The sequence below is a fragment of the Chryseobacterium sp. 'Rf worker isolate 10' genome, assembly GCF_050753305.1.
In the GTDB taxonomy this organism is placed as follows: domain Bacteria; phylum Bacteroidota; class Bacteroidia; order Flavobacteriales; family Weeksellaceae; genus Chryseobacterium.
The window spans coordinates 1,045,978-1,065,242 of record NZ_JBOZOF010000001.1 but is presented as its reverse complement, the minus strand read 5'-3'; the positions used below and the strand labels follow the sequence as shown (position 1 = coordinate 1,065,242).

Genomic DNA, 19,265 nt, shown 5'->3' with positions numbered 1-19,265 from the left:
CTATATCTTACCAGAAAAGTCCTTTTTTCTTTTCTTTTTTAAGTTTTGAATAGGCAAGAACTTCTTTTCCTTCTACGCGGAATTCTATTCTTTCCTGAATAATGTTATAGATCTCACCCCATCCCGGAAATCCTCCTAAATTTCTGTCATCAATAAACCAGTCTGCATCTAATTTTCTGGACTGACTTTCAGAATCAAAAACTTCTCCTTCAAAACTTGAATTCACTGCATAAAACTCTACTCCATTCTTTTGGCAGAATTCTACCGCCTCATCTAAAGCTCTTCCATGTCTGTATGTCCAAAGAATAAGTCTGAACCCTTCAGCCTGAAGTCTTTTCAATGTTTCGAAAGCAAAAGTTTTTGGTTTTCCAATTGCCGGATAAGCGTCATCAACAATAGTTCCGTCAAAGTCAACAGCAATCTTTTTATTATTTAACATTTTGTTCTTTTTTTAGCTTTGCAAAGATAAGAAATAAAAAAGAGTGCCAAAAAGAAAGGCACTCAATACTTTTATATTTTAAATAATAATATAGTTATATCATTATTTTTTCACCCAGTTAAACTGAAACTGAAGATCCGGAGTAGAAACTCTGTCTGTGATCTTCTGTAGTCTTGCAGGAAGTTTCATCAGGTATTCCTGAGCTTTTTCCGCTTTTTCTGTAAGTCCTTTTACGTGCTCAATTTTCCATTCATCTAAAAGGTCTTTCATAATATTGATATAATCATTACCTGTATACACCATACATCTTTGGGCAGCATCTGAGAAATGTCCCCAAAGTTCTCCTGCTTTTTGTCCGGACTGTCTCATCAAGTGAGCAGGCATTACAATTTTCTTACGCATCATATCTTCGAATGCCAGAATCATTTCTGAAGGGTCTACTTCAAGAATTTTTGCTACGAAGTGTTTGTATGCTTTAGCGTGTCTTGCTTCGTCTGCAGCAATTACCCCACACATTTTTGCTAATTTCCCGTTTCCGGATTGTTTTGCCAATGTACCTACTCTTCTGTGAGAAATATTAGTAGCTGTTTCCTGAAAGCTTGTATAAATGAAGTTTCTGTACGGATCCATACTTGTCCCCAAATCGAAGCCGTCATTAATAAGATATTGAGTTGTGATTTCCACTTCTCTCATGTTTACTCTTCCACACAGATAAAGATATTTGTTTAATAAATCTCCGTGTCTGTTTTCCTCAGCTGTCCATGCTCTTACCCAGTTGGCCCAGCCTAATTTTTCTTCCTGATTGATTCCGTCAACTCCCATCAACCAAGATTCATAGGAAGGAAGTGCTTCTTCTGTGATACAGTCGCCGATCAATGTTACGAAAAGATCATAAGGCATTTCACGGGCAAAAGTCTGAATTTCTTCTAAATCGTGTTTAAAATCATCGCTTGAAGGATCTGGTAAATAATCGGAAGGCTGCCATATTTTTTCAATTGGCGTTAAAAATTTATCAAGAAAAGAACCTACTTCCTTTTCCAATAATCCCATTACTTCTTTCCTTACAAGCTTTTGATACATTTTACTATTCAGTTTTAATTTACAAAGATATGATTTATTTGTTATTTAACGCATAATAAAGTATGCAACTCATACTTTATCTGACATAAATCATAAAAAAAATGCCGCAGCAAAAGCATAACGGCATTTTTTTAACAATATTGTTGAATTTTAATTAACTAAAACTTCTCCAGTCATTGCATCTGGTATTTCAACCCCCATTACTTTAAGGATTGTAGGGGCTACATCGCCCAGTTTTCCTGGTTTTAAATTCCATGTATGATCTTTATCCATTACGATAAATGGAACAAGATTCGTAGAGTGCTGTGTATTAGGTGTTCCGTCCGGATTCATCATTACATCTGAATTTCCGTGGTCAGCAAGAATGAATACAGCATATCCATTTTCATAGGCAGCAGTTGCTACTTTTTCGATGCACTGATCTACTACCTCAGCAGCTTTTACAGCAGCTTCAAAAACTCCTGTGTGCCCTACCATATCTGTATTGGCAAAATTTAAACAAACAAAATCAGCCGTTCCGTTTTCTAATTCTGGTACGATAGCATTGGTAATATCATAGGCTGACATTTCCGGCTTCAGATCGTAGGTAGGAACGTCTTTCGGGCTTGGACACAATAGTCTTCTTTCACCATTAAACTCCTCCTCTCTTCCTCCTGAGAAGAAGAAAGTTACGTGCGGATATTTCTCTGTTTCTGCGATTCTGATCTGGGTTTTCCCATTTTTTTCAAGAATTTCACCCATTGTTTCCGTCAGTACATTTTCATCAAAAACGACCTGCACATTCTGGAATGTTTTATCATAGTTCGTTAATGTGATATAATAAAGGTTCAGCTTTTTCATATCATATTCCGGGAAATCCTTCTGAGAAAGCACTTCTGTAATCTCTCTACCTCTGTCTGTACGGAAGTTGAAGCAAATCACCACATCATTATCAATGATTTTTGCTACCGGTACTACATTTCCTGTAGCTGTAGTATTCATTAAAATGATTGGTTTCAGGAATTCATCGGTAACGTTGTTGTCATAAGAAGTTTTAATAGACGCCAAAGCATCTGTTGATGGCTCGCCTACACCTTCTACAAGGGCATCGTAAGCCAATTTTACACGTTCCCATCTTTTGTCTCTGTCCATTGCATAATATCTTCCTACCACTGTTGCCAGTTTTCCTGTGGTAGCTTCCATATGCTTTTGCAGCTCATCAATAAATCCAAATCCAGAGTGTGGATCACAGTCTCTACCATCGGTAAATGCATGAACAAAAACATTCTCATTCAATCCGAATTCTTTTGCAGCAGTTAATAATCCTTTTAGGTGATTGATATGGGAGTGTACTCCTCCATTGGAAACCAGTCCGATAAAGTGTACTTTTTTATTTTCTTTTTTGGCATATTCAAAAGCATCCTGAATCACTTTTTCTTGTCCCAATGTTCCATTTTCAACGGCCATATTCAGTTTTACCAGATTTTGGTAAACTACTCTTCCGGCTCCCAGGTTCATGTGTCCTACTTCAGAATTCCCCATCTGTCCGGCTGGTAAACCTACAGCCAGTCCACTTGCTTCAAGCGTAGTATGTGGAAATTTTTGGTAACAGCTGTCTATGAATGGTGTGTTTGCTTTATCTATTGCAGAAACGTCAGGGTTTGTTCCCAATCCCCATCCGTCAAGAATGGCCAGTATTGCTTTTTTCGACATTTTGTAAAACTTTTTGTTACACAAATTTACCTAATTTTGGATGAATAGAAGAATTTGGAAGAGTTATTTCAAAAAATATTCAGATATAATGAGGGATCTTTTATGACGTTTATATTCGTGTATGGTTGTTTTTTAATCTCTCGCAGATTTAGCAGATAACGCAGATTTTTATTTTTACTATAATATTAAAACTGCCGTTTTTCTACGGCAGTTTTACAAGGTTTATAAAATATTTATATTAGTATCTTCCAAAAATGATCTAAAAAGTTTTACCCATAATCTGGTTTTGAGGGAATATCATTTGTAAACTTAGAATCTAAACTACGTGTTGAAGTGCAAGGTTGAGGAGTAAAAAATATATTATTTCTAGCCTGTTTTAGCTTATCCAAAACTTGAGTAAAACTATATTAATCCATTCTAAAAATTAACAGCTCTGTACTTTTAGCTCTTAATGAACCTCCTGTACCGCTACAATTTCCAGATTGTCCTCTACCCAATTGTATTGTCCATGTTCTACCAGCCGGAACAGTTGTTGTATAAGTTACTACGCCCCCATGATTACTAGAAGCTCCCTGATTATGAGCAGACGTAGTATGTATTCTATTATAAGCAGTACCTGCTCCATCCGGGAAGTCAACAAGATAAGAACTGATCGTGCAGCCAGCAGCATTATGATCACCTTCATAAATAAATTCCATTTTGTAAGTTCCGGCAGGAAAAGTAATAGTGGAAGTAGTACTATCATAGCTCAGTCCAGGGATTTTATTAGAAAGCATAGTCATTGGAATCACTACGGAACTTCCTGCACCTTGCCCATTTAAAAAATTGATCATACTAGTTTCTAGTCTAAATACTGCAGGCGCCAACAAAGGCAGACTGGTTTCATCAAGCATTAATTGCCATTTACCAGTAGTGGCGTTGAACTTATAAAAATTGTCTTTTTTAACGGGATTAGCTCCTCCTGCATCTACCAGATTATAAACTAACAATCCATTAGCGGGATTGGGTATTGTGGTAACATCAGTATTTCCCGTTAATAATACCCGGGGAATTAATAATCCTTTATTAGTGGAGACTATATCTAAAATTGAAGAGGGGCTGGGTGTTGTTGTATTTATTCCTACCTGTGAGAATAAGTTTACAGAAAACGCTGTGATGGCAATTAAAAATAAAAGTTTTGTTTTCATTGTGTTTTTCTTTTTTTGTTAATACTTATTTTAATTTGTTTTATAATTTTTTACAATCAATTTCATTAATTCCCTACTTAGGATTATTTTCGGTTAAAATTTGAGACAAAAGATCCCTTAAAATGTCTTTCCAAACATTTCAATCAATCTATATGTTTTTTTGGGGTATCAAATTGCCAGGTTTAAAAGCAATCTGTATATACTCTTTTTGTTTTGTGTTTTTACAGTGTATTATTAAAAAGTAATTTTTTACTTGCAGTAGCTATATGATAAATTGCAAATCTACCTTTTTGAGCTCATAGTATTACATCCAAACATTACATTGTTTACTATTAATTTTTCAACTATATATTTCTCATTTGTGTATCGCTTAAAAAGCTTGAAACAAATTTGAGTTATTCATCTGATTATTCAAAAAAAACGGATATTACATAGGTGTCACATAGGTATCACACCAACATATACACTTGATAATCAAAACAATAAAAGAAGCATGATTAATATTCCTAATTATAAAAAAATTTATATTGACATCTTAGATAAAAAGTATCCTCAAAAAATATCTATATGCCAAAGAATATAAATAAAAAAATACTTTCTACTCTGGATATTATTACATTAAATAAAATAATATTCGGAGAGCAGGATAGAGAATCAATAAGCTTCAACCAAAGACATCGTACTTATTGTGAGAAAACAATAATAGAAATTCTTGAATATCAAAAGGAATATCACCTTAACAGCCTTAATATTTAAAATAAGCCGTAATAGCCTTACAAATTAGAAGAAAAAATATCTAATCTGAATAGTAATTTATAATCACCAGAGGGTTATCAAAAGAAAATTTTATTCTTCCTAACCAATTTTTAACCTCATCGATGGTCTTTTATAAATTATTATTTAATTTTGCGGTATGGATTTAAGAGATCAATTGAAGAATCTTTTTCCTGATCATGACGAGCAGGATTTTGAGATGCCTGAAGAGCAGTTCAAGCAGAAAGAGCCTTTGGTATGCAAATTTGAGAAGAAAGGAAGAAACGGTAAGCCTGTAACGATTGTTGAAGGCTGGGAAGGAAGTGAAGAGGATCTGAAAACAATCTCAAAGAAAATAAAAACCACCCTGGGTATAGGCGGCTCTGAGAAGGATGGAACGATTATCATTCAAGGGGATAACCGTGATAAAATAATGAATATCCTTAAAGAAATGGGATATAAAACCAAACGTGTTGGCGGATAGATCTAGAAATAGATCTGGGTTTCCGGCAGTAAGGTTTTTAGATTTTCAATAGTAGATTTTTCTATAGGATTTCCTGTAAGAATCAATGTTTTCAGATTTTTAAGCTGTTTGATTTCTACAGGAAGGTCTTTCAGATTATTATTGGCCAGATTCATACTGACGATATTTTTCAACCCTTTTACTTTGGCCGAGATTTCTGTAATATGATTTCCGCTTACATTCAAAAATTCAAGATTTCTTGATTTGAAAAGGTTTTCGGGAAGTTTATTGATAGCGTTCTGCTGTAATTCAAGATATTTTAAATTTTCAGGAAAGGACAGATTTCCAAGGTCATTGATCTGATTATCCGAAAGGTTCAGAAATTTCAGATTTTTGATTTGATCCAATCTGTCTGCAATAAAGCTGATCTGGTTTCCCTGAAGGTTAATTTCTTCCAGTGTGGGAATTTCCATAAGGGCTTCCGGAAAAGTATTCAGGTTGTTGGCATCAAAATGCACTGCCTTTAGGTTCTGAAGCTTTGCAAGATTAGGGTTAATACTTGTAAGGCTATTCAGATTCATTGAAAAAGTGGTTAGTTTTTTAAGGTTGCCTACCTCATCTGGAATGTATTTAATACTGTTTTCATTGACATTCAAAATTTCTAATTCTTTCAGGGCAAAGAGTTCCTGATCCATTTTCTCAAGTTTATTCGCCATGATATTCAAAAAGAACAGTGAATCCAGCTTGACAATCTGAGGGGGAATATTAAATAATCCCTTCTCTCTGAAACTCATACTGTAGACAGTTTTTCCACTCTTTAAAGCATCTTCAATATTGGTAAAAGTGGGATACTTCACCGGATCAATCTGTGCTTTGATCTGAGAAAGTGAGATTATGGAAATGAATAAGAAAAGTTTTTTCATAAAATAAAAGGTCTGCCAGCAACCGAGGCTGCCGACAGACAAGAATTATAAATAATTTATTTCTTTAAAAGTTTAACGGTTTTCTGGAAACCTCCTTCAGCTTCAATATTTAAAACTAAAACTCGGGATCCTTCCAACTGTTGTGTAAAATCAAGATCCAAAACTTTGTTGGTTCCATTGAATTTCTTTGTATAAACGATTTTCCCGTCCATGCTGTAAGCTGTCACAGAAATATCTTTCAATCCTTTTGGTGAATTGATTTTCACGATTCCTGAAGTTGGGTTAGGAGCTACTGTTACTGTATTTTCTGCAGTATGGTTTTCGATAGTTCCTAAAGAACCTTCAATTCCTAAGTTATTTTTAAGGGCAATTACGATCGTTGCTGATTTTCCTTTATAATCAATAGTATTTCCTGTTGCATCAACATCTGTAGAGATTGTTGAATCCGGATGTTGAATAGAGAAGAAACCAAATTTATGATCAGGCGTGAATGTAAGACCTGTAGGTTCTGAACCAGCCGGCATAGAAGCAAATAATCTTACTTTAGGATTAGCCTGTGTATGATCCGGAGCAATTACCCAGATATAGTTTTTTCCTCCATCCTGAAGTACCCAAAGGTTTCCAAGTTCATCGAAAGTAAGGTTATCATTACCATCTCCCCAAGCTTCAGATTTCATTCCCTGAGCGGTATTGAAAGAATATACGGAAGAACCTCCACCTACAAATGTTTCTACCTGAGAAGCTGTAGTTCCGTTATCCTGAAGACGGTATACTCTGTCTAATCCTTTGGCTGTAAAATAGATTTTACCATCCAGCGGGCTGATGTCAACGTCTTCTACTCCGTTGAATTTTGTTCCTCCTACAGATAAAGCATTATTATTGGTATTGTTCTGATCGGCTTTTTCTTTATTAGGAACCTGAACCCATGTTGCTGTAGTTCCTACCGGATCTCCAGCGGCAGTTAATCCCTGGTCTAATTTCAGAACATAAAGATTTCCTGAAGAAAGATCATTGGGAGTATCCATTACATATTTGTACACCATATGAGTACCTCCATCTTCCCCGTAGTAAGCCACAGTTCCCGCATTATTGATCACTACGTTTTCATGGTTCATGATCCCCATCTGCCAAAGCTTACCTTTTGTCCCGTTAGGGTTTTTGGATATAACCTGAGCAGTAGCCGGGTCTATTTCTACCAACCAACCATAATCTTTATATCCGTCTGCATTTACATCATTAGAAGTTACAGATTCTTCTGCTGTAACAATGGTTCCCCAAGGGGTAACTCCTCCTGAACAGTTTCTGATGGTTTGTACTAAACTTGGATCTGAAAAACTTACCGCTCTTGATTTTGTCAGCTGCCAAAGTTTTGAAGTGGCGTTATAGTTGATTTCCGCCATGGTAACTCCTCCGGGATTCGTTTCATGGTTTACGGAAAGATATCCGTTTGTACTGCTTCCTGCTTTTGCAACATAGCCTGTAAAGTCATTCTGGCCTCCTACTAATCCTCCTCCTTCGGTATAGCTGTCTCCTTCTTTTAAAATAAGCTGATATTTATGTTCGGCAGGGATAATCAGTTTATTAGTCTGTGCTGTAGGTACAATTGAAGTAAAGCAACTGATGTGTGTTCCGTTACAAGTGACAGGTGTCGTTGTATTAGTTGTTGTTTTCAGATAAGCATCAATTCTTAAATCTGAACTGGTAGTACTTCTGTTATGTAATTCAATAGAAAATCTATTGACACCGTTTACAAATTTTGATTTTGGAATTGAGAAGATATTATAAACATTCTCCGCCGCCCCATCAATAGTTGTGGTTGAAAAAGTATTGAACGTCACAGTACCTGCAGGCATATTGTCTCTTACAACTTCTTCTCCGTTAAGGTATACAATGATACCGTCATCTCTCATTACTCCAAGCTCCAGATTATCAGAAAGCGTTGAAAAGTCTACTGTAAAATCTTTAGTAAAATAAGCTGCAGTAAGCCCTGAGTTGATTGTTGTTGTTACAGGATCTCCATATCCTAATGGTCCATTTCCAGCTGCCCATGTTGAAATGTCATAAGTTTGAGCATTCCATCCTGCCGGTTGAGCCTGGTTGTTATCTTTATAGCTCCACGACGCATTCTTATTAAATATGAACGTCTGTGCATGGACGCCAGAACTGGCCAGTACAGCCAAAGCTCCCATTGTTAGTAGTTTTCTCTTCATTTTTATTTGATTTATTAGACGTTGCAAAACTATTTTATTAGAGCTTTTATCCTGTTAATAGGACTTTAAATATAGATCACTCAATATTAACTTATCAAAAACCTAATGTTAAGGGGATTAACTTTGTGTTAAATGATGAGGGATGCGAAGTTCTAAGGTGAGAGAGTTTTATGCGGAAGTTAGAGGTAAAAATTGTTTAACATAGATATATAAAATAGAGGTATTCATCTTCAATCCCAAATTATAACTCGAAACTCGAAACACACCCTAACTCTCTTACTCTAAAACCCTACAACTCTCTCATCCCGCAACCCGAACCACGCCTACTTCGCTTTACTCACATCCGTAAGGGCATTCAGAAAGGCTATGATCTGTTTTATTTCTGTTTCAGTAAGATTTAATTTATCAGGTGCAAGGGTTTGGTTTTTCATTTTCAATCCTAATCCTTCTCCCCCTCCTTCATTATAAAAATCCAGCACTTCTTCCAGCGTATTGAAAGCTCCGTTATGGAAATAGGGTTTTGTAAGCGCAATATTTCTAACGGTTACTGTTTTGAAAGAGTAATCATAAATCCATGACTTTTCCTTTTTTACAGGACTGTTCCCTCTTCCTAAATCCTGATCAAGCTCTACGGGAAACTGTTTGATGGGCTTCGTGGTAATTCCCAACACTTCGGATTCATTTTCATTAAAAAATGGCGGTACCAATCCGGAAAAATGAGGGGCAAAATGGCAGGTTGAACAATTGGCTTTGCCCATAAACAGGTTGAACCCTTTCTTCACATCATCAGACACATTCTTTTCATTTCTCATAAAACGGTCGAAATCGCTGTCAAATGAGTACAATGAAGCTACATAAGAACTCAATGCTTTCGAAAAATTTTCTTTACTGATCTTTCCGTCCTTGAAGGCATTTTGGAACGCTTTTTTGTATTCAGGTTTTGTTTTTAGTTTCTGAATAATGCTTTCATAGCTTGTATTGAACTCCTGTTCATTATAAATGACGTGTTCTGCCTGCTGTTCAAGATAGAATGCACGAAGGTCATAAAAAAATCTCTTGGCAAAAACGGCATTATATAAAGATGGAGAATTTCTCAAAACCGTTTTTCCTTCCACATTGCTTTGTGATTTGGCTTTAAGATCAGTAAAAGCGTTTTCCTGAAGGTGGCATGTGGCACAGCTCATTTTTCCGTTACCACTTAAGTTCTGATCATAGAAAATAGATTTCCCAAGGTTTCGGAGATCCGGATTATCTTCTGAAGATTTTAATAAAGTATAAAAATAGGGATCTAAAAAATCACTGCTGAAAAAGTTTTTATTCCCTACATTCCATCCTGAAAATTCTTTAAGATCATCTGGTCTTCCATCCCATTTTCCCAATTCTTCGTACAATGGCTGTATATATTTTTTATAAAACTCAATTCTGTCGAAAGTTTCAAAATCGGTGTTTTTTGAAAGATAGCTGATGGCTTCTGTTAAAGTCTGATTGGCTTTCTCAGTATTATAATTTTTAAAATAAGGATCATCATTAATGTATTTCTGCATTCCTTTCAGAGCGTGGCTTGTTTCCTCAGAAATATTCAGAGAACCCGGCGTATCAAAACCTGAAACCCCTAGTGAATAAATCCTGATCAGTTCTATACGTAAAGGCAGTGTTTTGTTGTTACCTTTGCTCAAGCCGTTTTTTAAAGCACTTAAATAAAACCCGGAATAGCTGTTATATAAAAAGGTGGTAATCGTTTTGATCTTTTCTTTTTCATTTTTTGCCTCATCTGAAAATATAAGCTCATCCAATACTTGCAATCCTTCAGGAGGGAGCGTATATGCTGATGTTCCTGCAGCTTCAATGTGAAATAAAGGAGCTGCATTAAGGTGCGTTTTGGTAAATTCAGGGTAATGGTAAGCAACATAAAACTCTATTTCTTTGAATGAATTTCTTGTACTGCTCAGTGATTTCTGCAATTCTGCCAGGGAAATACGGTCTTCTGAGAACTTATCAACATCTGATTTCAGCTGTTCAAGCTTTGTTTTAAAGTCGGACAATCCTTTATTGATAAATGTATTTTCGCTTTCTTTTCCTTTATAAACAGGGTTAAAAGACATTACTGCAAATCCTATCAGAAGGACAATTACAAGCAGTGGATAAGATCTCATGAATTTTTAGCGGCAAAAGTATTCATCTGATGTTATCTCAGTTTTAATAGCAGATTAAATAATGTTTATATTTCTGATACAATATTTTTCACTAATTTTAAACCCCGAAATCAAATTCATTATTCTAAAGAAAAACGGTTCTTCGAAATACCGGAAAAATAATGGCGGGAGATTATTGGGAGAGGATTTTTTAACTTAAATTCAACACATCAAAAAAACTAAAATAGGATTATGAAAACAAAACTATGGTTTGCTGTTGCGGCAAGTTTCCTTTCTATGATAGCATATTCACAGAAAAAGAAGCAACCGGAAAAACCATCCGGAAAGCAGCAGGAAATGGCTGTATATGCAGAGAAAAGAGGTTCTGATTATTATTTGGTCCGTCTGGAAAAAGATAAAAACATACCGAATGTTTATGTATATTCCAACGGTGTAACCAAACGCTATAAAGATTATACAGATCTGAAAGATGTTGTTATGGAATTCCCGGGTATGATGACTTCCAACAATTCAACCAAGGAAGAACTGATTTCTATTCTTAAAAAAGATGATCACTTCTACGAAATTACTTCACAGAGGAAAGATCCTAAAAACATTGAAAAAACTGTTGTTACTGTATATGAAGTAATGAACGGTCAGAAAAGGATTGTAGAAGAATACAATGACATCTACGAGGTTATGGCATCCCCTTACAAAGAGGCTATTATGATTAATTAAAAAAACAAAAAAATATACATCTTATGCTAAACAAACTTGCTGCCTCAGAACTTGTTCTGAATGAAGACGGAAGTGTATACCACCTGAATCTTCTTCCTGAAGATATTGCTGACAAAATCATCCTTGTAGGTGATCCGGACAGAGTGGCAAAAGTTTCAAAATACTTTGATACGGTAGAGATCAAAAAAAATAAAAGAGAATTCTATACGCATACAGGGACGCTTCGCGGGGAAAGAATCACGGTAATGTCTACCGGTATCGGAACTGAAAACATCGATATCGTCATGAACGAACTGGATGCTTTGGTGAATATCGATCTTAAAAATAAAGAGTTTAAGACTGAGCACAAAGCCCTTGAACTATTCCGTATGGGAACTTGTGGAAGTGTAAACCCGGATGTACAGGTAGACAACATGTTGGTTACCCAGAACGTTGTTGGTTTAGATGGATTGATGCATTTCTATCAGGACTACAACTTCGAAAATGAGTTTTCTAAAAGCTTCTTAGAAAAATTCCCTTACGAAAAAATCAAGCCGATGCTTTATTTCTCAGACTGGGCAGAAGAAATGGGTGAATATTATAAAGATGCCAAATACCATGGAAATACGGCAACATTCCCGGGATTCTATGCTCCACAGGGAAGACAGCTTCGTTTGAAAGCAGTAGATGACAAATTCTTAGAAACGTTGAATGATCTTGGAATTACCAATTTCGAAATGGAAACTTCTGCCATTTATGCCCTTTCAAAATTATTAGGACACAAAGCCATTACCGTAAATAACGTTATTGCCAACAGAAGACGCGGAGAGTTCTCTGCAGACCACCATGCCTCTGAGAAAAACCTTATTGAATGGGTATTGGAACGAATCATTAAATAATTATTTTATTTATACAGATAAAAACTCCGGAAACAGTTTCCGGAGTTTTTTTTATTAGGTTTTGGCTAAAGCCAATGGAATTTTGTTTTGTAAGAATGGGCTCCCTTCGACTAGGCTCAGGATAATGACCGGTTCCTATTGAATTATTCTTATAATAAAATTAATTAAGCCTTAAAACTAATTACAAATGAAAATTCCTCGGATCCGGATGAAGAAATACGTAGCCCAACTCTGAAACCAGTTTTGTAGATATTATTTTTTTTCCTTTCACTTCAAACTCTTCATCATCAGAGATATTTTTCTGGGCATTAATCACCTGGCTTTTTGCCGGATGAACCGGAGCAGTTACATTATATAATTTTGATTCTATTCTCCTTTCAATCATCTCTGAGATAATGGCACTGATATCAGTATAATGAATATGATTGACAGCGTGATCCAGATTACTCACCTTATAGTTTTTCAGGAGCCTGTTGTCTCCCATCAGGCCACCAAGTCTTAAAATATTAAGCTGTGGATATTTATTTCTCAGTATTCTTTCGCCCGATACTAAAGGAACGTCTTCTTCTGTAAATTCCTGAGGAAGATCGGGATAAACCCCTGTAGAGCTCATCAGAAACATCTGCCCTTTAAAATCACCAATAAATGCTGATAAATTCTGAATTCTGTTGTATAGAGAACTTACACAACAACTTTTTTCAGAAACAGGAATGGTAATAATCAATACATCTGTATTTCGAATTTCTTCCCATTGAGAAACAGGTTCAGACAACTGATAGTCCGGGAAAGAAGCTATTATAGCATCGATTCCTTTATTATTGAGTTGATCTGCTTTGCTTTCCGTTGTAGTTGTTGCTGATATGGTATATTTCCCTGAAAAGGAAGGAGCTATTCTCTCACCCAGCCAGCCATACCCTATAATTCCTATTTTCTTCATATTTCGAAAGAGATATTCATTTTAATAGTACAAAAATAGCCTATTTACAGGTGTAAAGTATTTTATATAAAAGAAATTTCAATTAAAATACATCCTTATGATTTGAAAATAAAAAGGACCTCCAGTCCGGAAGCCCTTCACACCATATCAACTATAATAAAAACCTATTATTTAAAATTCATTAATCATCACATAGAAATGTCCGGAGTACAAACTGTTGGCACTTCCTGAAATATTGGTGAGATTAACTGTAATGCTTGATGTAGAAGTAAGCCTTGGATTCGAGATAGAAAATGAAGAATTTCCTGTAAAATCTCCCGCCGGAGAAACTACTACAACAGCTCTTGTAGAGCCCGGCTGATATCCTGCCGGAACCGGAATATCAATGGTTGTTGATTTTCCCGGAGGTAAATTGTTGATGGATATTCCCGGCCATGTTTCAAAACTGATCTGATTTTTCTGTACACTGCCTTTTTCACCCAATTTAAACTGTCCGCTTACATCCAGTTTCGCGGAGATATTCGGAGTACTAGTACCAATCCCTACATTAGCATTATTATCGCCCAAAACAATAGCGTTGGCCTGTGAAGTAGTTGCCCCATATCCTACCGCTGTTGAATATTGCCCCAGTGCATTAGCACCAGAACCTAAAGCTGTGGAGTTTTGACTATTGGTTACTGCATTATATCCTAAAGCAGTTTCACTATTGGTATTTGTTTTCGCGTTATATCCTAATGCAATGGATTGAAATCCATCTGCTGAAGAATTATTCCCTACAGCAACAGATTCATTACTGTTCGTCTGTGCATGAAACCCTATTGCTGTAGATCTGAATCCGGCTGCCGTAGTTTTATTTCCTACTGCTAAAGCTTCATTTCCGGAAACTACTGTTGCACTCCCTATGGATATTCCCATAAATGCGGAACTTGCACTTCCAATAGCAACACCATTCTGTCCTGCGGCAGAACCTATTCCAAGGCTGACAGAATTATCAACGCCCAACCTTCCGGCTGTTAATGCATTTACTTTAAAGATTAGATCATCATATGTTTTTGTTCCTAAAGCCAGAGTTGTGTTCGCTCCTCCATAATTTCCAACATTCGTACCTGAAAGATTCCAGTTGGTTCCATCTTCTATTTTAGTGGGAGTACCACCGTTTGCCAGAATTTTATTCCATTTTGATTCAAACCAATAATAAAATCCAAGTTCCATTAGCGTTGAAGTTCCATTATTCCATACAATCAGCCCGTCTGCCGGAGAAGGTACGGTAACGTTATCTGTTGTAGATGTTAAAGCAACGCTTGGAAGGAGCACCCCTTTATGACTGGCATTGATATGAAGCATAGCTGAAGGTGCAGGATTAGGAGTTCCAATCCCAACCTGAGCATATATAAAACAAGTAAAAAAGAATAAAAGTAAAGTGAATTGTAGTTTATAGTTTTTTTGCATTCCTTCCATTTTTAGGAGGCGCAAATATACGAATTTTTAATGTTTTATTAATAAATCATTAATATTGTTGAAAAAACAATAATTAAAAACACATTACAGTGATTAAAACAAACCTTAATCACAAAACATTGAAAAATGTTTAAATATCAATCAGTTATTAAGCATAGCATTCATTAGCCTTTACAGATATCTCTAATTTTATGCTTAATTTTTTAAATTATATAATTAACAATAAACATCACTAAATTTTGAATAATAGACAACTATTTTTTCCTGGTAAAGCAGTCTTTTAAGTGGTCATTCACCATTCCGGTCGCCTGCATATGGGCATAAATTACCGTAGAACCAACAAATTTGAATCCTCTTTTTTTAAGCTCTTTGGAAATAAGATCGGAAATTTCTGTAGTGGCAGGAACATCAGACAGTGTTTCCGGACTGTTATTAATCGGTTTTCCGCCTGTAAAACCCCAGATATATTGAGAGAAACTTCCAAATTCTTTCTGAATCATTATAAATTTCTGAGCATTAGTAACCGCTGCCATAATCTTGAGCCTGTTTCTGATAATGCCGGGATTGTTCATCAGTTCTCCAATTTTTTTATCTGAATAAGCAGCTATTTTTTTATAGTCAAAATGATCAAAAGCTTTTCTGAAATTTTCTCTTTTGGACAAAATAGTATACCAGCTTAGTCCGGCCTGAAAACTTTCAAGGATCAGGAATTCAAAGATCGTTACGTCGTCATAGACAGGTCTTCCCCACTCTTCATCGTGATATTTTCTGTAGAGATCATCTTTTTCGCACCATCCACAGCGTATTTTTTCCATAATTATCAATTTTTATATAGTAAAGGTACCACTGATTTGGAAAATTATAACAAAACATTATGAAAAGTTTAACAGATAGTCCTGATTTTAGGAATAGTTATTGTTTAATTACCATTACCAATCTAAAATTTATAATATTATGAACAATTCAGAGTATAACAAAGCGGAAAATGCAGTAAATAATGTAGAAAATTCTTTACAAAATGCAACGGACAACGCCAAATGGAAAATCAATGAATTGGCAGACAAGGCCAAAGATTATATTAATGAGAAAAGAAGCAATGATCAGGAGGCCAGCCAGGAAGACTGGTTAGACAGGGTAAAAGCTAATGTATCCGATGCATGGGAAGATATAAAGGATAAAGCAGATGAAGCATGGGAAAAAACCAAAGATGCAGCAGAGGATGTAAAGGCAGAATGGAATAAGAAAACCAATTAGTATTTCAGTCATATAAATATTTTCAATAAAATGGAGTCTTAAATTGATAAGGCTCCATTTTTTATTATGTCATAACCACAATTATTGTTACATTTGTAGTATAATAAACATTAAAAAATTATGTCATACGGTTTACTTAAAGGCAAAAAGGGAATTATTTTTGGAGCCCTTAATGAACAATCTATCGCATGGAAAGTTGCTGAAAGATGTCATGAAGAAGGTGCTGAATTCATTTTATCAAACGCTCCTATTGCTTTGAGAATGGGAGAACTTAATGGATTAGCAGAAAAAACAGGCTCTGAAGTAATAGGTGCTGATGCTACTTCTATAGAAGATCTTGAAAAACTTTTTGATGCCGCTGTTGCAAAATTTGGAAAAATCGACTTTATCCTTCACTCTATCGGAATGTCTATCAACGTAAGAAAAGGAAAACATTATACAGAAATGAACTACGACTGGTTGGAAAAAGGCTGGGACATTTCAGCTGTTTCTTTCCATAAAGTAATGCGTGTAGCTTGGGAAAAAGACTGTATGAATGAATGGGGAAGTATTTTGGCGCTTACTTATATTGCTGCTCAGAGAACATTCCCGGATTACAATGATATGTCTGATAACAAAGCGTATCTGGAGAGTATCGCAAGAACTTTCGGAAACTATTGGGGTGAAAGAAAAGTACGTGTAAATACAGTTTCTCAGTCTCCTACAATGACTACTGCTGGTAGTGGAGTGAAAGGTTTCGGAGGATTCCTTGGATATGCAGAAGATATGTCTCCACTAGGTAACGCTACGGCTTTAGAATGTGCAGACTACTGTGTAACACTATTCTCTGATCTTACTAAAAAAGTAACGATGCAGAATCTTTTCCATGATGGAGGTTTCAGCAGCTCAGGGGTTACTCAGAGAGTAATCAGTAAATATGATACTGAATAATATTATTTTTTCAATACAATAAAGGAGCAATCCTATTCAATACAAGCAATGCATTCATGATGCATTGCTTTTTTAATATAATCAACACAATAGACAAATATTCTTCAGTTACTGACTCTGATTCAATTATTTATTCTAACATATCAATAATATTAATTTATAATTTTTATTAAATACTCAAAATATCCATAAATTAGTACTACCAAATAACTTATTTATGGAAAAAAAATTAAAGTCTTGCGCCGCAATGCTACTTATTGCTGCGTCCTCGTTCTTCAATAGTACCCATGCTCAAACCTGCCCAAGCTGGGGACCGTATCTTGAAGGTTTTGATATGACGAACTCCGGTGAACTCTGGTATTCTGAAGTAATGGCAGATAATACCTGTAAAAAGGTAAACACCTATTACTCTACCCTGAATTTCTCTTTGGGCCCACGAGGCGGATATGCAGGAATTCAGTACAAACAGAATGAAATCTACAACAACATTTTTTCAATGTGGGATCTGCAGGATACCAATGTACCGCAGTGTACTACAGAATATACTGCACCCAATACTTTTGTAGATGGTTTCGGAGGGGAAGGAACGGGCCTTCACACGGATAATCCTATGCCATGGACTCCTGGAATCTGGTATGCAACAGTCGTAAGAAGATGGTCAACTGGTGACGGAAAAACCAGAATCGGATTCTTTATGTTTGATTATGGTACAGGAAAATGGAAACATTATGTCACGATTGTTACTCCGGAAAATGATGCAAAATTCACCGGAACCAAGTTAGGAGGCTTTGTAGAAAACTGGAATTCGGCTGCCAGCAAAGCTACCCGCTGCGGATATTTCAGAAACTTCTGGAGTATGAACGCGCAAGGAAACTGGTCTAAACCTTCACGATATACTGCTTCAGCCGGAACAGGATCGTGGGGAGCGGAAACGGCTTTCAACAACACAGCAATCAAGGTAACTTCATGTGGAACAGCTCCGGCACCCGCTGGTAGTTCAGTAACATTCAACGGAATTACACAAGACGGTACAAAGCCTTCAACAGCGACACCTGTGACTGTCACTACCGTTACTCCATCTTATAATACTTCTAATAATTCAGTGAATGTAAACTGGGTTAACTCAGAAACCACAAGTCCACAGTTTTCCTATAAGGTTTCATTATATACAGAAGCCAGCTGGGCAAATTCTTATACTCCTGTAGCAGTGGTTACGGGTATTCGCCCAGATCAGAGAAGTGCCCAGGTACCGCTTCCTGCGAATTCCCAACCGGGAAAATATTATGTGAGTGTTGTTTTGGAAGATATTTTTAAACAAACCTCGAATTTTGGGTATAATAATTTAACGATCAACAGTATTGTAACCGCACCTACTATTGATTCAAATGCTTATTACAGAATAAAATGTGTAGGAAGCAGCCAATACATCAGTCCTGCTAATTACAGCACTGCAACCAATACCAAGATGGTTCAATATCCTTTTAACAGCAACCTCGCCCAACAGTGGAAACTGGAAAAAACTGGAAATAATTATATCATTATCAATCGCGCTTCGGGTTTAGCCATTGATGTTCCTGCATCCAATACGACCAATAGTACTACGCTGGTACAATATCCTAAACACGGCGGCAACAATCAACAATGGATATTAAGACCTTATACCTCAAATACGCTTGTCATAGGAACCGCATTATCCAATATGAAAGCCATGGATAATCCTGCCAATTCACAAACTTCAGGTACCAATATCAATATTTGGGATCAGGATATAAATGGCACTGCTGGAGTTAATCACCAGTGGGTGCTTGAGCAGGTAACTACATCCGCTATTTCTGCAAAGCAGGAGATTACTTCTACCGCTTACCCAAATCCTGTAAAGCAGGGTGAAAATCTGACCATCAGTCTTCCAGAAAACGGAAACACGTATGAATTGACGATCATCAACGCTGAAGGATTAACATTAAAATCCCAACAGGCGAAAGCCGGTAATACGATCATTTCCACTTCAGGGATGAGAACGGGAATCTATTTCTATAATGCTAAAAACAGCAATGGAACTGTTTCCGGGAAGTTTTCTGTACAGTAAACAACTTTAATACAAATACATTAAATGCGAATCGGGGGGCGCCTCGCGGCCCCCCCTTCTGTCAAAAAAAATATTTAATTTAAATTATAAAAAAAAGGTGTTGGT

At 36.2% G+C, this 19,265-nt stretch carries 17 protein-coding genes; 7 read left to right on the top strand and 10 right to left on the bottom strand.

Going from position 1 to position 19,265, the window contains the following annotated elements:
• Nucleotides 1-7: 7 nt before the first annotated feature.
• The 4 genes from LKL37_RS04650 to LKL37_RS04635 form a co-directional block, all read right to left on the bottom strand.
• Complete coding sequence (locus LKL37_RS04650; RefSeq protein ID WP_431609429.1) at nt 8-439, bottom strand: BT0820 family HAD-type phosphatase; 432 nt, start codon at nt 437-439, stop codon at nt 8-10.
• Between the two features lie 102 nt (nt 440-541).
• Nucleotides 542-1,519, bottom strand: a complete 978-nt coding sequence (locus LKL37_RS04645) for an acyl-ACP desaturase (protein ID WP_431609428.1) — start codon at nt 1,517-1,519, stop codon at nt 542-544.
• Nucleotides 1,520-1,669: 150 nt separating this feature from the next.
• Nucleotides 1,670-3,211: a 2,3-bisphosphoglycerate-independent phosphoglycerate mutase gene (gpmI, locus tag LKL37_RS04640; RefSeq protein WP_431609427.1), complete on the bottom strand. Its 1,542-nt coding sequence runs from the start codon at nt 3,209-3,211 to the stop codon at nt 1,670-1,672.
• Nucleotides 3,212-3,618: 407 nt separating this feature from the next.
• Nucleotides 3,619-4,398: a hypothetical protein gene (locus tag LKL37_RS04635; protein ID WP_431609426.1), complete on the bottom strand. Its 780-nt coding sequence runs from the start codon at nt 4,396-4,398 to the stop codon at nt 3,619-3,621.
• A 567-nt stretch (nt 4,399-4,965) separates the two neighbouring features.
• Between LKL37_RS04635 and LKL37_RS04630 the strand changes: the two genes are divergently transcribed.
• Both LKL37_RS04630 and LKL37_RS04625 read left to right on the top strand, forming a co-directional pair.
• Nucleotides 4,966-5,154, top strand: a complete 189-nt coding sequence (locus LKL37_RS04630; RefSeq protein WP_431609425.1) for a hypothetical protein — start codon at nt 4,966-4,968, stop codon at nt 5,152-5,154.
• Nucleotides 5,155-5,311: 157 nt separating this feature from the next.
• Nucleotides 5,312-5,635 (top strand): translation initiation factor, encoded by a 324-nt coding sequence (locus tag LKL37_RS04625; protein ID WP_105703436.1) that lies wholly within the window; start codon nt 5,312-5,314, stop codon nt 5,633-5,635.
• 2 nt (nt 5,636-5,637) lie between these two features.
• Here LKL37_RS04625 and LKL37_RS04620 read toward each other — a convergent pair whose 3' ends face one another.
• The 3 genes from LKL37_RS04620 to LKL37_RS04610 form a co-directional block, all read right to left on the bottom strand.
• Nucleotides 5,638-6,537, bottom strand: a complete 900-nt coding sequence (locus LKL37_RS04620) for a leucine-rich repeat domain-containing protein (protein WP_431609424.1) — start codon at nt 6,535-6,537, stop codon at nt 5,638-5,640.
• A 56-nt stretch (nt 6,538-6,593) separates the two neighbouring features.
• Complete coding sequence (locus tag LKL37_RS04615; RefSeq protein WP_431609423.1) at nt 6,594-8,747, bottom strand: alkaline phosphatase PhoX; 2,154 nt, start codon at nt 8,745-8,747, stop codon at nt 6,594-6,596.
• A 323-nt stretch (nt 8,748-9,070) separates the two neighbouring features.
• Nucleotides 9,071-10,900, bottom strand: a complete 1,830-nt coding sequence (locus LKL37_RS04610; protein ID WP_431609422.1) for a cytochrome-c peroxidase — start codon at nt 10,898-10,900, stop codon at nt 9,071-9,073.
• A 231-nt stretch (nt 10,901-11,131) separates the two neighbouring features.
• Between LKL37_RS04610 and LKL37_RS04605 the strand changes: the two genes are divergently transcribed.
• A complete protein-coding gene (locus tag LKL37_RS04605) occupies nt 11,132-11,617 on the top strand; it encodes a hypothetical protein (RefSeq protein WP_431609421.1) in 486 nt (161 codons plus the stop codon).
• 23 nt (nt 11,618-11,640) lie between these two features.
• Nucleotides 11,641-12,495 (top strand): nucleoside phosphorylase, encoded by an 855-nt coding sequence (locus LKL37_RS04600; protein ID WP_431609420.1) that lies wholly within the window; start codon nt 11,641-11,643, stop codon nt 12,493-12,495.
• 181 nt (nt 12,496-12,676) lie between these two features.
• Here LKL37_RS04600 and LKL37_RS04595 read toward each other — a convergent pair whose 3' ends face one another.
• The 3 genes from LKL37_RS04595 to LKL37_RS04585 all read right to left on the bottom strand — a co-directional run bounded on the left by LKL37_RS04595 (nt 12,677) and on the right by LKL37_RS04585 (nt 15,705).
• Complete coding sequence (locus LKL37_RS04595; RefSeq protein WP_431609419.1) at nt 12,677-13,432, bottom strand: hypothetical protein; 756 nt, start codon at nt 13,430-13,432, stop codon at nt 12,677-12,679.
• A gap of 171 nt (nt 13,433-13,603) precedes the next feature.
• The gene (locus LKL37_RS04590) at nt 13,604-14,881 is read right to left on the bottom strand and encodes a hypothetical protein (protein WP_431609418.1); all 1,278 of its coding nucleotides are present in this window, start codon (nt 14,879-14,881) and stop codon (nt 13,604-13,606) included.
• 263 nt (nt 14,882-15,144) lie between these two features.
• A complete protein-coding gene (locus LKL37_RS04585) occupies nt 15,145-15,705 on the bottom strand; it encodes a DNA-3-methyladenine glycosylase I (protein ID WP_431609417.1) in 561 nt (186 codons plus the stop codon).
• Between the two features lie 139 nt (nt 15,706-15,844).
• On the opposite strand from LKL37_RS04585, the gene LKL37_RS04580 reads away from it, so the two are divergent.
• The 3 genes from LKL37_RS04580 to LKL37_RS04570 all read left to right on the top strand — a co-directional run bounded on the left by LKL37_RS04580 (nt 15,845) and on the right by LKL37_RS04570 (nt 19,160).
• Entirely contained in the window at nt 15,845-16,144 is a 300-nt protein-coding gene (locus LKL37_RS04580) for a hypothetical protein (RefSeq protein ID WP_431609416.1), read from the top strand.
• A 120-nt stretch (nt 16,145-16,264) separates the two neighbouring features.
• Nucleotides 16,265-17,074: an enoyl-ACP reductase FabI gene (locus LKL37_RS04575; RefSeq protein ID WP_047375319.1), complete on the top strand. Its 810-nt coding sequence runs from the start codon at nt 16,265-16,267 to the stop codon at nt 17,072-17,074.
• Nucleotides 17,075-17,291: 217 nt separating this feature from the next.
• Nucleotides 17,292-19,160 (top strand): DUF3472 domain-containing protein, encoded by a 1,869-nt coding sequence (locus LKL37_RS04570; RefSeq protein ID WP_431609415.1) that lies wholly within the window; start codon nt 17,292-17,294, stop codon nt 19,158-19,160.
• Nucleotides 19,161-19,265: the final 105 nt, after the last annotated feature.

What these genes read in the sequence shown, in the direction of transcription:
- LKL37_RS04650 (WP_431609429.1), bottom strand. Translation starts at nt 439, where the DNA reads ATGTTAAATAATAAAAAGATTGCTGTTGACTTTGACGGAACTATTGTT.
- LKL37_RS04645 (WP_431609428.1), bottom strand. Translation starts at nt 1,519, where the DNA reads ATGTATCAAAAGCTTGTAAGGAAAGAAGTAATGGGATTATTGGAAAAG.
- gpmI (WP_431609427.1), bottom strand. Translation starts at nt 3,211, where the DNA reads ATGTCGAAAAAAGCAATACTGGCCATTCTTGACGGATGGGGATTGGGA.
- LKL37_RS04635 (WP_431609426.1), bottom strand. Translation starts at nt 4,398, where the DNA reads ATGAAAACAAAACTTTTATTTTTAATTGCCATCACAGCGTTTTCTGTA.
- LKL37_RS04630 (WP_431609425.1), top strand. Translation starts at nt 4,966, where the DNA reads ATGCCAAAGAATATAAATAAAAAAATACTTTCTACTCTGGATATTATT.
- LKL37_RS04625 (WP_105703436.1), top strand. Translation starts at nt 5,312, where the DNA reads ATGGATTTAAGAGATCAATTGAAGAATCTTTTTCCTGATCATGACGAG.
- LKL37_RS04620 (WP_431609424.1), bottom strand. Translation starts at nt 6,537, where the DNA reads ATGAAAAAACTTTTCTTATTCATTTCCATAATCTCACTTTCTCAGATC.
- LKL37_RS04615 (WP_431609423.1), bottom strand. Translation starts at nt 8,747, where the DNA reads ATGAAGAGAAAACTACTAACAATGGGAGCTTTGGCTGTACTGGCCAGT.
- LKL37_RS04610 (WP_431609422.1), bottom strand. Translation starts at nt 10,900, where the DNA reads ATGAGATCTTATCCACTGCTTGTAATTGTCCTTCTGATAGGATTTGCA.
- LKL37_RS04605 (WP_431609421.1), top strand. Translation starts at nt 11,132, where the DNA reads ATGAAAACAAAACTATGGTTTGCTGTTGCGGCAAGTTTCCTTTCTATG.
- LKL37_RS04600 (WP_431609420.1), top strand. Translation starts at nt 11,641, where the DNA reads ATGCTAAACAAACTTGCTGCCTCAGAACTTGTTCTGAATGAAGACGGA.
- LKL37_RS04595 (WP_431609419.1), bottom strand. Translation starts at nt 13,432, where the DNA reads ATGAAGAAAATAGGAATTATAGGGTATGGCTGGCTGGGTGAGAGAATA.
- LKL37_RS04590 (WP_431609418.1), bottom strand. Translation starts at nt 14,881, where the DNA reads ATGCAAAAAAACTATAAACTACAATTCACTTTACTTTTATTCTTTTTT.
- LKL37_RS04585 (WP_431609417.1), bottom strand. Translation starts at nt 15,705, where the DNA reads ATGGAAAAAATACGCTGTGGATGGTGCGAAAAAGATGATCTCTACAGA.
- LKL37_RS04580 (WP_431609416.1), top strand. Translation starts at nt 15,845, where the DNA reads ATGAACAATTCAGAGTATAACAAAGCGGAAAATGCAGTAAATAATGTA.
- LKL37_RS04575 (WP_047375319.1), top strand. Translation starts at nt 16,265, where the DNA reads ATGTCATACGGTTTACTTAAAGGCAAAAAGGGAATTATTTTTGGAGCC.
- LKL37_RS04570 (WP_431609415.1), top strand. Translation starts at nt 17,292, where the DNA reads ATGGAAAAAAAATTAAAGTCTTGCGCCGCAATGCTACTTATTGCTGCG.